Annotated in this window: 14 protein-coding genes and 1 pseudogene; 3 read left to right on the top strand and 12 right to left on the bottom strand. The window is 45.3% G+C overall.

Annotation, left to right across the window (positions count from 1 at the left end; translation table 11 throughout):
- Positions 1-89: 89 nt before the first annotated feature.
- The 3 genes from NKU06_RS09370 to NKU06_RS09360 form a co-directional block, all read right to left on the bottom strand.
- Positions 90-791 carry a YidB family protein gene (locus NKU06_RS09370; protein ID WP_254730312.1) on the bottom strand — a complete coding sequence of 234 codons (702 nt, stop codon included), beginning with the start codon at positions 789-791 and terminating at the stop codon, positions 90-92.
- A gap of 204 nt (positions 792-995) precedes the next feature.
- Positions 996-1,496 carry a hypothetical protein gene (locus tag NKU06_RS09365; RefSeq protein ID WP_254730309.1) on the bottom strand — a complete coding sequence of 167 codons (501 nt, stop codon included), beginning with the start codon at positions 1,494-1,496 and terminating at the stop codon, positions 996-998.
- Positions 1,497-1,549: 53 nt separating this feature from the next.
- Positions 1,550-1,810: a succinate dehydrogenase assembly factor 2 gene (locus NKU06_RS09360; RefSeq protein ID WP_253223435.1), complete on the bottom strand. Its 261-nt coding sequence runs from the start codon at positions 1,808-1,810 to the stop codon at positions 1,550-1,552.
- Positions 1,811-2,270: 460 nt separating this feature from the next.
- Here NKU06_RS09360 and gltB point away from each other — a divergent pair, with 460 nt between their 5' ends.
- Both gltB and NKU06_RS09350 read left to right on the top strand, forming a co-directional pair.
- Positions 2,271-6,734 (top strand): glutamate synthase large subunit, encoded by a 4,464-nt coding sequence (gene gltB, locus NKU06_RS09355; protein WP_254730306.1) that lies wholly within the window; start codon positions 2,271-2,273, stop codon positions 6,732-6,734.
- 119 nt (positions 6,735-6,853) lie between these two features.
- Positions 6,854-8,275 (top strand): FAD-dependent oxidoreductase, encoded by a 1,422-nt coding sequence (locus tag NKU06_RS09350; RefSeq protein WP_254730304.1) that lies wholly within the window; start codon positions 6,854-6,856, stop codon positions 8,273-8,275.
- Positions 8,276-8,657: 382 nt separating this feature from the next.
- On the opposite strand, the gene NKU06_RS09345 is transcribed toward NKU06_RS09350, so the two are convergent.
- Positions 8,658-8,888: a hypothetical protein gene (locus tag NKU06_RS09345; protein ID WP_254730302.1), complete on the bottom strand. Its 231-nt coding sequence runs from the start codon at positions 8,886-8,888 to the stop codon at positions 8,658-8,660.
- A gap of 296 nt (positions 8,889-9,184) precedes the next feature.
- Between NKU06_RS09345 and NKU06_RS09340 the strand changes: the two genes are divergently transcribed.
- The gene (locus tag NKU06_RS09340; RefSeq protein ID WP_254730299.1) at positions 9,185-9,526 is read left to right on the top strand and encodes a hypothetical protein; all 342 of its coding nucleotides are present in this window, start codon (positions 9,185-9,187) and stop codon (positions 9,524-9,526) included.
- An 87-nt stretch (positions 9,527-9,613) separates the two neighbouring features.
- On the opposite strand, the gene NKU06_RS09335 is transcribed toward NKU06_RS09340, so the two are convergent.
- From NKU06_RS09335 to NKU06_RS09300, 8 genes and pseudogenes are all read right to left on the bottom strand, one after another.
- Positions 9,614-10,003 (bottom strand): hypothetical protein, encoded by a 390-nt coding sequence (locus tag NKU06_RS09335; protein ID WP_254730296.1) that lies wholly within the window; start codon positions 10,001-10,003, stop codon positions 9,614-9,616.
- A gap of 148 nt (positions 10,004-10,151) precedes the next feature.
- Entirely contained in the window at positions 10,152-10,535 is a 384-nt protein-coding gene (locus NKU06_RS09330) for a hypothetical protein (protein ID WP_254730293.1), read from the bottom strand.
- Positions 10,536-10,655: 120 nt separating this feature from the next.
- Positions 10,656-10,898: pseudogene (locus NKU06_RS09325) on the bottom strand (integrase core domain-containing protein); the annotation flags it as partial.
- 71 nt (positions 10,899-10,969) lie between these two features.
- A complete protein-coding gene (locus NKU06_RS09320) occupies positions 10,970-11,896 on the bottom strand; it encodes an IS3 family transposase (RefSeq protein WP_254769553.1) in 927 nt (308 codons plus the stop codon).
- A complete protein-coding gene (locus NKU06_RS09315; RefSeq protein WP_254769551.1) occupies positions 11,893-12,144 on the bottom strand; it encodes a transposase in 252 nt (83 codons plus the stop codon). Before NKU06_RS09315 ends, NKU06_RS09320 begins: the two co-directional genes overlap by 4 nt.
- A gap of 35 nt (positions 12,145-12,179) precedes the next feature.
- On the bottom strand, positions 12,180-12,650 hold the full coding sequence (locus NKU06_RS09310) for an outer membrane protein assembly factor BamE (protein WP_254730286.1): 471 nt from the start codon (positions 12,648-12,650) through the stop codon (positions 12,180-12,182).
- Between the two features lie 79 nt (positions 12,651-12,729).
- The gene (locus NKU06_RS09305; RefSeq protein WP_253223428.1) at positions 12,730-12,927 is read right to left on the bottom strand and encodes a YadA C-terminal domain-containing protein; all 198 of its coding nucleotides are present in this window, start codon (positions 12,925-12,927) and stop codon (positions 12,730-12,732) included.
- A 72-nt stretch (positions 12,928-12,999) separates the two neighbouring features.
- Entirely contained in the window at positions 13,000-13,497 is a 498-nt protein-coding gene (locus NKU06_RS09300) for a hypothetical protein (RefSeq protein WP_253223427.1), read from the bottom strand.
- Positions 13,498-13,610 lie beyond the last annotated feature (113 nt).

The raw sequence follows: 13,610 nt of genomic DNA, 5'->3' as shown, positions 1-13,610 counted from the left end.
AAGCTAAGTTGCAAGGTTTTGGGCGAATTTTAGGCACAAAAAAAGCAGCTGATGTAACTCGGCTGCTTTGATGTCTTATTGAAAATCAATCAATATTTATTAGCTTTGATCTGCGCTAGGATTTGCGCGATTTCATCATTAGCTTCTTGCTCGGTGCTTAAGTCACCTTGTGGGGTCAGATCATTCATCACCTGCGGCAATAGCTCGGCGATACCTTGGCAAACTTGATCTTGGCTTGCACCTGTTTGCGCGCACGCCGCTTGGATTTCACTCTCGCCAAACAGACGCTGAATATCACCTGCATCGATGCCATCATTATCGGTATCGATATTTACCCATGATTGCGCTTGGTTATTCATGCCGCTGCTGCTAAATTTACCCAAAACACCCGACAGGCCGCCATTTTTTTGGATAAAAGTCAGTACGATTGGCAATAGCGCAAGCAGTAGCGCGCTTTTATTCATGCCGCCTTGCGCGCCTTGATTGCCGCCGCCCAGCACACTAGCTAAGATACCGCCCAAATCGGTTGGGCTGGCATTGGTTTTTTGACCACCAAGCAGACCACCCAAAATCGCATCCAAGCCTTGTGCTTGTGATGACTGACCGCCCAATACCGAACCAAGCACCCCACCCAAAACGCCACCCATGCCCTGATTAGACTGACCTTGACTCATCGCACCTGCCAAGCCGCCCAACAGACCACCCAAACCGCCTTGGGCTTGCTGCTGCGACTGCTGTGATTGTGCGGCATTTTTGATGACTTCAGTGACAATGCTTTGTAATAGACTCATAAGATTTCCTTAATAAAATTACTCTACAATAATACAACGATACTATCTTAAACAAAGCCACCTGCCAGTTCTATGGCAATTGTGTAATGATTTGTGCGACATTGGAAAAAGTGGTTTTGGTAAAAAACTCCATCAATGCTGATATTACTGAATTTGATTAATGAAACTGTTGCGTACAGGCGTATCGCATATGCCCTTGATTGTTCAGCCGGTATTCTTACCCACAAAACGAGACAGTACCACAAGTTGCCCAAAGGCTTGCGCGCTTAATTGATCGGCATAAATCACCACCGTAAGTGGCGTCTTAACAGGAATGACGACGAAAAATTTCAGCACAATCACCTGAGTTAATCCTAAATCCACCAAGCGACATTCATCAAAATACGCTTGATAAATCAATGGCTTATCGCGATTTTTATCCGCTTTATTCTGTGGCAGCTGCAACAGCCAAATGCCATCCAAATTATCAGCAACAATCTTAATAGGTATAGATGAGCGCACAGCCGCGTGCCACACGCTAGCACCGATACTGACGATAAATAAAATCAACCACTGCCACCACGCAAGCGATACGATGGCACAAATCAGCCACACAAGCCCCGCCACGCCAAGCCACATCAGCCAAGCATGGCGGCTGTTTACTAGGTGCAGATCAATCGCGATGGCTTTTTTGGCATTGGTAAAAGCTTGTGCGCCACCAGTCATTATTACTTATCCATGAACATTATAGCCAGCAACGCAGGTATTTGACACCACTATCAAGCACCGTGTTTCAGCTGCTTCATCTTAGCGATCAGCTCCGCCACCGCCGTCTCTGCAGGCTTAGCCTGATCCATAAAAAACAGCAGCAAATCGGGATCTTCATAGGTCAGCATAGTCTCAAATGCCGCTTGCTCATCGCTATCGGCAGTCAGATATGTAGTTTTGACATAAGGATCGATGTAGTAATCCAGCTCCTTAAGTCCGCGGCGCGCTTGATAAATAATACGGCGCTGATGATCGGTTGGTGTGATACTCATATAATTTTCCTTCAAGGTATTTATCGTAAAATTAACTTATCAAATAATATAACCACCTGGCGGTTTTTCAAGATCTTTGACAAGTTAAGATGGTGAGTAAGTATAGCAAATTTTTACACATTTGCATAAGACCGCCCAAATTTTACCCAACCAATCCTTTGCTTATATCCTTGATAACTGCAAGTTTTTTCACGATTATTTTTAAATATCGCCCTATTTATCATAAAAAATGATATAGACATAATAAATTCAAATGAAAACTAGATTTTTTATAAAAAAAAGTATAATATATCCGATGTCGTCAGTGCCTGCCCTGATTTTTGTATGAATTTTATACAAAATAATGCTAGCGCGCGACTTTGTACAGAGTGATGTTAGCGATAATAACAAGGACAAGCCAAGCGTTACTCAGTTTTGCCATTTTCCAAGCGTTTTGCTTGGTTTTTTAAAAGGATAAGCCATGTCAATGATCAGCTCCACCAGCCATTTGGCAAGCCCAAATGATTTTTCTGATAACTGCGGTTTTGGTTTGATTGCCCATGTCGAAGGGATGCCAAGCCACGACCTAGTCAAGACCGCCATTCATTCACTCAGCTGCATGACGCACCGTGGTGGTGTCGCTGCTGATGGCAAAACTGGTGATGGCTGCGGCCTGTTGATTGCTAAGCCTGAAGGGTTTTTTAAGGCGGTAGCCAAAGAATTGGGCTTTGAACTATCTGAAAATTTCGCGGTCGGCACAGTGTTTGTTAATCTGGACAAAGACAAAGCTGCACACAGCATTAAAGTCTTTAATGACGCCATCATCGCTGAAGAGCTGAGCGTCGCTGGCTGGCGTGATGTGCCTGTCAATCTTGACATCGTCGGTGAAATCGCTCGCGAAAGCCTGCCTGATTTTAAGCAAATTTTCGTCAATGCGCCAAGCGATATGCCTGCTGAAGTGTTCAATCGCAAGCTGTTCGTCGCACGCAAAAAAGCTGAGCTTGCCCTAACAGATGATGAGCTGTTCTATGTCACTGCGCTCAACTGCCAAACTGTGATCTATAAAGGTCTTGTGATGCCTGCCGATTTGCCAAATTTCTTCTTGGATCTGCAAGATGAACGCTTGGCATCGCACATTGTCGTGTTCCACCAACGCTTCTCGACCAACACCCTACCAAAATGGCCACTGGCTCAGCCGTTCCGCTACCTTGCGCACAATGGTGAATTGAACACCATCACAGGTAACCGCAACTGGTCTGTGGCACGCACACCAAAACTAAAAACCGACAAACTGCCAAGCCTACAGCAGCTTGCGCCACTGGTTAATACCACAGGTTCTGACTCATCTAGCCTTGATAATATGCTAGAAGTCTTGATGAATGGTGGCATGAGCCTATTCCATGCGATGAGCATCCTTGTGCCACCAGCGTGGCAAAATGTCGATAGCATGGACATGGATTTGCGTGCATTTTATGAATTTTATTCACAGCACATGGAAGCGTGGGACGGCCCTGCAGGTCTTGTAATCCAAGATGGTCGCTATGCAGTGTGTATGCTTGACCGCAACGGCTTGCGTCCATCTCGCTGGGTTACGACCAAGAATGGCTACATCACCGTTGCATCAGAAGTCGGTACTTGGGATTATGCCCCTGAAGATGTCACTGGCAAAGGTCGTATCGGCCCAGGTCAAATGCTGGTCATCGACACCCACAGCGGTCAGATCATGGACACCAAGACCATCGCAACCATCTTGAAAAAAGCCCATCCATATCGCAAATGGCTGCGCGAAAATGCCATGCGCATCCGTGATGTCGAAGCTATCGAAAAAGCACAAGCGGCTGATGTCAAAGACACTGACACCATCGCATCGCTACAAAAGATGTTCCACATCACCAGCGAAGAGCGCACCGAGATCATCCGCCCTGCTGCCGAAAACGCCCAAGAAGCGGTCGGCTCAATGGGTGATGACACGCCGATGGCAGTGCTGTCACGCCACATTCGCCATGTCGCTGACTTCTTCCGTCAGCAGTTCGCTCAGGTGACGAACCCACCGATCGACCCACTGCGCGAATCGATCGTGATGAGCTTGCAAACTTGCCTAGGTGCTGAGACAAACATCTTCACCCCGTCGGCAAAAGACGCACACCGTATCATCTTATCATCACCGATCCTATCAGCAAGCAAGATGGCGCAGCTAGAAGCCTTGCAAGATCCTGCGTTCTTAAGCCGTCGCATTGATCTTAATTATGATGAAAACTTAAGCCTAAAAGCTGCAATCGAAAATATCTGCGCTGATGTGAAAGCTGCGATCGAAAGTGGCTATACCTTGATCATCCTATCGGATAAAAACATCGCCAAAGGCAGAGTGCCAGCCAATGCGGTACTGGTCACAGGCGCGGTACATCATTACCTGATCAAACAAGGTCTGCGCACCAATGCCAATATCGTCGTTGAGACTGGCTTTGTACGCGATCCACACCATGCAGCGGTACTGATCGGCTTTGGTGCAACCTGTATCTATCCATACCTTGCTTATGATGTGATTGATAATCTGGTAGCAACTGGCGAAATCGAAATCGACGCCATCACCGCGCGCGCCAATTTCCGTAAGAGCATTGATAAGGGCTTATTAAAAATCCTATCAAAAATGGGTATCTCAACCATTGCATCTTATCGCGGCGCACAGCTGTTTGAAGCTGTTGGTCTGTCAGAAGAAATCGTTGAGCTGTGCTTTGTTGGTGTGGCAAGCCGTATCAAGGGCGCAACTTTTGAAGATTTGGCAACCGATCAAGCCATCCTTGCCAAAAATGCCTTTAATCGCCGCACACCGATCGATAAAGGCGGCTTGATTAAGTTTGTCTTTGATAAAGAATACCACGCGTTCAACCCTGATGTGGTGCGCGCACTACACGCAGCAGTGCGTTCAGGCGATTATAGCGAATACCAAAAATACGCTGACATCGTCAATAATCGCCCTGTCGCCACCATCCGCGACCTGCTATCGCTCAAAACCGATGGCGAAATCAGCATCGATGAAGTCGAAGGCATCGAAAATATCCTACCGCGCTTTGACTCAGCAGGTATGTCACTCGGCGCACTATCGCCAGAAGCGCACGAATCAATCGCAATGGCAATGAATACCATCGGCGGTCGCTCAAACTCTGGTGAAGGCGGTGAAGACCCTGCGCGCTATGGCACTTTGAAAAACTCAAAAATCAAGCAAATCGCATCAGGTCGCTTCGGTGTAACCCCTGCATATCTGCGCAGTGCTGAAGTCCTACAGATCAAAATCGCTCAAGGTGCAAAACCAGGTGAAGGTGGTCAGCTACCGGGTGGTAAAGTCAATGGCTTGATCGCACGCCTACGCTACTCAGTACCGGGCGTGACACTGATTTCACCACCGCCACATCATGATATTTATTCGATTGAAGATTTGGCGCAGCTGATTTTTGATCTAAAACAAGTCAATCCAAATGCCCTAGTTTCAGTGAAACTGGTCTCTCGTCCTGGTGTGGGTACGATTGCCACAGGTGTTGCCAAGGCTTATGCAGACCTAATCACCATCTCAGGCTATGATGGCGGTACAGCGGCATCGCCATTGTCATCGATCCACTACGCAGGCTCGCCATGGGAGCTAGGCTTGGCTGAAGCACATCAGTCTCTGCGCGTCAATGGTCTGCGTGATAAAGTGCGCATCCAAACGGACGGCGGTCTAAAAACTGGCCTAGATGTGGTGAAAGCTGCCATCCTAGGCGCAGAAAGCTTCGGCTTTGGTACGGCACCAATGCTCGCTGTCGGCTGTAAATATCTGCGCATCTGCCACTTGAACAACTGCCCAACTGGTGTTGCCACACAGCGCATCGACTTGCGCGAAGAGCATTACATCGGCGAAGTAGATATGCTGATTAACTTCTTCAAATTCGTCGCTATGGAAACGCGCTACTGGATGGCGAAACTGGGCGTTCGCACGCTAGAAGAACTGGTCGGTCGCACTGATTTGTTAGAAATCCTAGAAGGTGAAACTAGCAAACAAAACCATCTGGATCTAACGCCGCTACTGTACAGCCACCCACGCGCCCAAGGTGCGCCGCACACTTGCCAAGTGGCGAACAATGAACCATTTGACAAAGGCGTACTGGCTGAACGCATGGTCAGCGATATGGCGATCAACATCAAAAAAGGCTACGGCGGCGAGTACAGCTACCGCATCAATAACTGTGATCGCTCAATCGGTGCGCGCATCTCAGGTGAGATCGCTGCCACTTGGGGCAACCTAGGCATGAGCGATAAGCCTATTAAGCTGCACTTAACAGGTACTGCAGGTCAGTCACTGGGTGTGTGGAACGCAGGCGGTCTGAACATCGAGCTTGAAGGTGATGCCAACGACTATGTCGGTAAAGGCATGGCAGGCGGCGAAATCGTCATCTACCCACCACGCACTGCCCACATCAAGACCAGCGAATCTGCCATCATCGGCAACACTTGTCTATATGGTGCAACTGGTGGTGCACTGTATGCCGCTGGTACTGCAGGCGAACGCTTCGCGGTGCGTAACTCGGGCAGCCATGCCGTCGTCGAAGGCGCAGGCGATCACTGCTGTGAATACATGACAGGCGGTGTGGTGACAGTACTGGGTCGCACAGGTCTGAACTTCGGTGCAGGTATGACAGGTGGCTTTGCTTATGTGCTTGATATGCAAGGTGATTTCTTCGACCGCTGCAACCACGAGCTGATCGACCTACATCGCATCTCAAGCGAGCAAACCGAAGAACATCGCATTTATTTGCGTAAAATCATCGAAACTCATGTCGAAAAAACAGGCAGCGTCTGGGGTCAGACCATCCTAAGCGACTTTGAACATTATGTTCGTAAGTTCTATTTGGTCAAGCCAAAAGCGGCAAACATCGCCACTTTGGTGAAATCAACCATGGCCGATCCACAATAATTGACTGTTTTTACTAATTTTTGATATGAATTTTGGGTGTTGATTGTTGGTGTGAAAGCATTTTGACATCATGGACAATTTCAAAATACGACTCAATCAGCGCCAAAGGAGATAACTAAATGACTGCTCGCTTACATAATGATTTTCAGTTTTTGGATACGCCACGCACCGATCCAAGCAAAAAATCCATCGAATCTCGCAAAACTAAGTTTATCGAGATTTACAAACCATTTGACCAAAAATCAGCCACCGAGCAAGCGCACCGCTGCCTTGAGTGCGGCAACCCGTATTGCGAATGGAAATGCCCTGTACATAACTACATTCCAAACTGGCTAAAGCTTGCCACTGAAGGCTTGATCGAGCAAGCTGCCGAGCTGTGCCACACCACCAACACCCTGCCCGAAGTCTGTGGCCGTGTCTGCCCACAAGACCGCCTGTGTGAAGGCGCGTGTACGCTGAACGACGGCTATGGCGCGGTGACGATCGGTAATATCGAAAAATACATCAACGACACCGCCTTTGAGCGCGGCTGGCGACCCAATATGAGCAATGTCATCTGGACGGACAAGCGCGTCGCAGTCATCGGTGCAGGTCCTGCAGGTCTTGGCTGTGCGGATATCTTGGTGCGTAATGGCGTGCGTCCTGTGGTGTTTGACAAGCGCCCTGAAATCGGCGGTCTTTTGACTTTCGGTATTCCAGAATTTAAGATGGAAAAAGAAGTGATGATGCGCCGTCGTGAGATTTTCACCGACATGGGCATTGAGTTTCGCCTAAATACCGAAGTTGGCAAAGACATCACTATTGAAGAAATCTTAACTGAGTTTGATGCTGTATTTATGGGTATGGGTACTTATACCTATATGCGCGGCGGCTTTGCAGGTGAAGATTTGGACGGTGTGTATGACGCACTGGATTTCTTGATTGGTAATGTCAATCACTGCCACGGCTGGCAAAGTGATGCTGAGCCGTACATCGATATGAATGGCAAACGCGTCGTGGTATTGGGCGGTGGTGATACCGCCATGGACTGTAACCGTACAAGCATCCGCCAACAAGCTGCATCGGTCACCTGTGCCTATCGCCGTGACGAAGACAGTATGCCAGGCTCAAAGCGTGAAGTGACCAATGCACGCGAAGAAGGCGTGAATTTCCTATTCAATCGCCAGCCTGTCGAGATCGTCGGCGAAAATGGCAAAGTCACGGGCGTCAAAGTCGTTACCACCACGCTTGGCGAGCCTGATGCCAATGGTCGCAGAAGCGCGGTGATCGTCGAAGGCTCAGAAGAGATCTTGCCTGCTGATGCAGTGGTGCTTGCCTTTGGTTTTCGCCCAAGCCCTGCCGAGTGGTTTGCCGCCCAAGGCATTGAGATGCACGCCGATGGCCGCGTGATCGCTGCTGAGAAGCAAACCTACAAATTCCAAACCAGCAACCCAAAAATCTTCGCTGGTGGTGATATGGTGCGCGGCTCAGACCTTGTTGTGACTGCGATTTGGGAAGGTCGTGAAGCTGCCAAAGGCATCTTGGATTATCTGGAAGTCTAAGATAATTTGACAAGCCAAAAAAATAAGCATATCGATGAGTGTCGGTATGCTTATTTGTTTGGGTATATTTATGAGTGCGTAGGCTACACACTATGCACCGTTGATTGAATGGTTTTTTTGATGGTGTATGATATATACCCCACACTTACTTTAACGCATCACAAAATTTTTGCGAGAATAATGAGAAGGCTTGTAAATGAGAAGTAGTAAAGTTTTTCTTTTATTAATTTGTATTTTTTTATTTGTTTTTATTGTATATAGCATATTATCAAATCATATAATTGGAACTCTTTATTAAATAGTATGCAGTGTGTACACCGTGCACCATTGATTAATTATCTTTTTTGATAGGACACGGTATGCACCTACTGGACTAATCATATCAGCCAACAAACACCCATCCCATGACAAGACCAACCATCATCAGCCACCACAGATATTTTGCCCATCGGTTCATCTTGGTGAGCATAACATCACCCCATTGATGCGCATATCGACCAAGCACGGCATCCACCACCCTACCTGCCAACCATACCACAAGCCCCACTGCCAAAAACTGCCCCCAAGTCATCCACGCGCCCTGTCGGTCAAATCCATAGTGCTGTGCAATCATCTGATTTCCATAGATAAACAAGAGTAGACAGATACCGTTAGGTAAGGCATAAATCCATCGATATTGGGTAAAAAATTGCTTTCGACGCTCTTTAGTGAGTTTCATTGTTATCTCCCTGAATATTTTCTTGATATTTTATATTAAATAATAATGATTATCAATATCTTTGAGAATTGGGAATGCTTTTAAATCTAAGTCATGCGGTGCATAGGGTTCACACCGTGCACCGTTGATAGACGGGTTTTTGATGGCGTATAATATGCATATTACCTCCACTTACAAAAAAGTAATCATTCATGAAAATTGAAATTGTGTTATCCCATGAACATCCAGCACAAAATGAAAACTTATTCAGACTAGGCTACCTAAAAGTTATCGAAGAAGAAAATGAAATTTATTTTTTCAAAGATAAGACTTGTATGATTTTTTTGACTATCGATAGCTTGGCTGAATTTTTATTTAGCAAGAATAAACATTGTAGATGGGTCGGAGAAGACTCTGGAATGGTTTATAGCATAAGAAAACATAAAGAGAGCTTAATTTTTTCAGGGGATGATTTTACTTACACATGCAATGAATCTGAATTTACAAATGCCTTATTTTGTGCAATGACTACTTTAGCTATTTATAGTGCGTAGGCTACACACTATACACCGTTGATTGAATGGTTTTATGGTGTATGGTATGTACCCTGTTGGGCTGACCGCCGAGTAGATCATAAGCAATTAATTACACTTTCCATTTAATTTAGTTTGGCTTTCTGTTCGGCATTCGTGTTCAGAAAAATATATGTAATTTTTATTTTCCATACAATCTTCTATTTCCTTTATGCGTTTTTTTACATCATTAGCACTCATGTCTGGAGTTCCAGCATTCATGTCCAAAGTTCCATTCATATAGTCTTTTACACCACACTGCTGAAAATCTCTCCAGCGTTGTTCGGGGTCGGTATCACCAATACTGTCCTTTTTTTGCCAACGCTGTACTACTTTCACCTCTGGACGAGCAGAACAATCAGCACTCTGTGGATAAATCCAACACCCTTTTGAATAATAACAACTACTTAAAAATACTGTAAACAAACCAAGAATAATGATTTTAGCTACGCTCATCATTGACCTCCTAATTTAAATAGAATTACAAAAAAATCTGAAGATAGCACATCAGTGCGTAGGGTGTGCACCGTGCACCTTTGATTGAATGGTTTTTGATGGTGCGTGGTATGTACCCTGCTGGGCTGACCGCCGAGTAGGTCATAAGCAATTAATTACATTTGCCATTTAATTTGGTCTGGCTTTCTGTTCGGCATTCATATTCGGTAATAAATATATATCCCTTATCTTTTACGCATTGGTACTTTTTAGACCTTCTGACCTCAAAAGCATCGTCAGATTCATTGGGGCGAGTACCATTAAAAATAGCCATGCCATAATCAACACCTCCTACTCCACATTCTTTTAAATCCCTTATTCGCTGTTCAGGGTTGGTGTTGCCAATACTATCCTTTTTTTGCCATTGCTGAATGCCTTTCACTTCTGGACGAAAAGGACAATCAGCACTCTGCGGTCCATAGATACACCCCTTTGAATAGTAACAACCAGATAGCATGGCTGTTACCAAACCCAAAATCATCATTCTTAACATCATTGACCTCCCAATTTTAATAGAATTACAAAAAAATCTGAAGATAGCACATCAGTGCGTAGGGTGTGCACCGTGTATCGTTGATTGAATGGTTATTATGGTGTATGTACCGGTCAACTATTTTCAAACAACCCCTAAGAGGGTTTTGTTAAAAAACTGTCGTTCTTTTTCAACAGGGCTTAGGTAGTTATTAAAGCTGTGGGGTCTGAGTTGACTGTAATAGCCAAGGATATAATTTGCCACGTCTACTTTTGCTTCTTGGATATTCTCATAGCCATGTTTTGGCATCCATTCAGTTTTAAAACTTCGAAAGAAACGCTCTGTTGGTGCATTATCCCAGCAGTTGCCCTTTCTACTCATACTGTGTGTCATCTTACATCTAGCAACGGCATCAGCAAAGGCGCGACTGGTGTAATGAGTGTACCGGTCAACTATTTTCAAACAACCCCTAAGAGGGTTTTGTTAAAAAACTGTCGTTCTTTTTCGACAGGGCTTAGGTAGTTATTAAAGCTGTGGGGTCTGAGTTGACTGTAATAGCCAAGAATATAACTTGCCACATCTACTTTTGCTTCATGAATATTCTCATAACCATGTTTTGGCATCCACTCATATTTAAAACTTCGAAAGAATCTTTCTGTTGGTGCATTATCCCAACAGTTGCCTTTTCTGCTCATACTGTGTGTCATCTTACATCTAGCAATAGTATCAGCAAAGGTGCGACTGGTGTAATGAGATCCTTGATCTGAATGAAATAACACACCGGTTGGTTGAAAGCGTATGGTATAAGCCATGGCTAAAGCTTTGGTGGTCAGCTCACTGTTTGGATGATCACTCATGGCAAAGCCAATGATGTGTCTGGCATATAAATCCATCACCACAGCCAAATAACAAAATCCTGCTTTGGTGTGAATATACGTCACATCCGATACCCATACTTGATTGGGTGCAGCTGGTGCAAACTGCCGTTTTAGCAAGTTGTCATGCGCTGTATGTGCTTGATCAGCTAAGCGATAGCGATGCTTGATGCTTTGGCGACTGATGAGTCCTTGTGCTCTCATTAATTGACGCGCTTTATAGCGTGTTAGTTTAATCTGATGAGCACGACTAACCATAGCAGCAATACTTCTAGAGCCTGCCGATCCTTTAGAGCAATCAAATGCTTGTTTTACCCATAGGCGCAGATTAATCTCTTTACGTGTTGGCAGTTTTGGTTTTTGCTTGACATAATAAGTACTTCGGCAAATACCAAATAGCTGACACAGCTTTGCTTTACTGATGCTGTATTGCCCCATCAATTGCTCTATTAGCGGGATAGTAAGCTGTCTTGAGCTAATAGAGCGGATGCCTTTTTTAAAATATCTCACTCAAGTCTTAGCTGGGCATTTTCTTTACGAAGTCGTTCAAGCTCTCGTTGTTCTGGTGTTAGAGCATGACCTGTGGCTAATGGCTTGCCTTGAAGTTCAAGACGATAACGTTTAAGCCAGTTTTCTAAAGTAGATTTACCGATATCATATTGCCTAGCAACATCAACAACACGCTGATTTTGCTCTTCAATGAGTTTGACCATTTCTAGTTTAAATTCGTTGCTGTACTGCTTACGCTGTTTTGTCATGAGAGATTACTCCTAGTTTGGGGTAGTATAACCTCTTATGGGGTGTCTGGGAATATTGTACCGGTACATACAATGACTTCTGGCGCTGGTTGTGCTGGTGGGCAAGCACCATCCACAGGATCTACTGGATTCCAGTAGAAGGTACGGGTGAACTTGTCTTTGTCAAATAGGACTTTGAATTGGCAAGTGGTCACATCATCAGTACCAACACCTGGGGTGTGGAAGTGGAATAGATAGTTCCACTCACGTGGACGCCATACTTCATCATAGTGTGGACGGCCAAGTAGTTGGTATAGTTGGTCTTTGGTCATGCCAGCTTTGACTTCTTTTAGGCTAGCAAGATTTGGGAAAGTACCACGGTTTTTGTCAAAGGTGACAGAATCCCAACGAGGCCATACTGGGTTATCAGTTGTACCTTCAGCGGTGACTTTGGTTGGAGTAGTACCACAAGCAGTCATGGCAGCAGCTAGGGCTGATACTGCTAGGGCTTTGTAGATGGTTTTCATGGTTAAGTCCTTATGATAAGTAAATTAGGAAAAACTACCCCATCGTGTGATGGGGAGGTTTTGTGGGTTTGGTGGTAGATTACCACTGCCAGCCCATACCAGTACCGATGGTGAAGTCACCTTGGGTGTTGGCGCTACCTGACATCTTGAAGATCAAGCGTTCGTTGTCGCTTGCACTTGAGAAGCCAACAGCAACTGCACTTTCACCTTTGTGATGACCTAGACCTACACCTAGCAAGTTCGCACCTGGACGGGTAACTTGTGGGATGTTGATCATCGCAGCAGAACCTGCGATGCCTGCACGGCTCTCATCTTCTAGGTCGTCGATACGGTTATTGACACCACCGATCTACTGATTGAACACATCTTGCAATGCATATAGCTGGCTACCATTGATCACATCTGTAGATGATGGACTGATCGCACCATTGGCGACATTGGTGATTTGGTTACCACCGACGCTTAGAGCTGGTACAGCTGTATCATCGATTTTTTGACCTGCAGAGTTATAGTTACCACCTGCGACTGTGGTTAGTGCTGTATTGCCTGCAGTACCTTGAACATTTACTGTATTGGCATTAACCGTTGGTGCTGTGACAGATTTTTCAATCTTCACATCTGGCGCCATATTATTGACAACATCGTTGTTATCTGCAGATTTGGTGATATTGATGTTGCCATCAGTATTGTTCATATCTACAGTTTCACCTGGATTTACAACTGAACCATTTGCACCTTCTGCGGTTAGTGTGAAGCCTGATTTATTGATCGCATCGGCGACATTTTGAGCAGTAGCGACCTGATTACCTGCTTTATCAAAGTAGTATAAATCCAAAATACTGCTCATGCAAAACACTTGTTGCTTGAGCAGTTTTTCTATAATGATTAATTAATCAATCTATTAGTAGATTGCATAAATAAAAACAGCGCCCACACTGTGAACGCTGTTTTTGTTGGTGT

Source organism: Moraxella sp. FZLJ2109 (assembly GCF_024296965.1).
Lineage (GTDB): Bacteria > Pseudomonadota > Gammaproteobacteria > Pseudomonadales > Moraxellaceae > Moraxella.
Note: the sequence above shows the minus strand (reverse complement) of the source record. Positions and strands in the feature narration are given on the sequence as shown.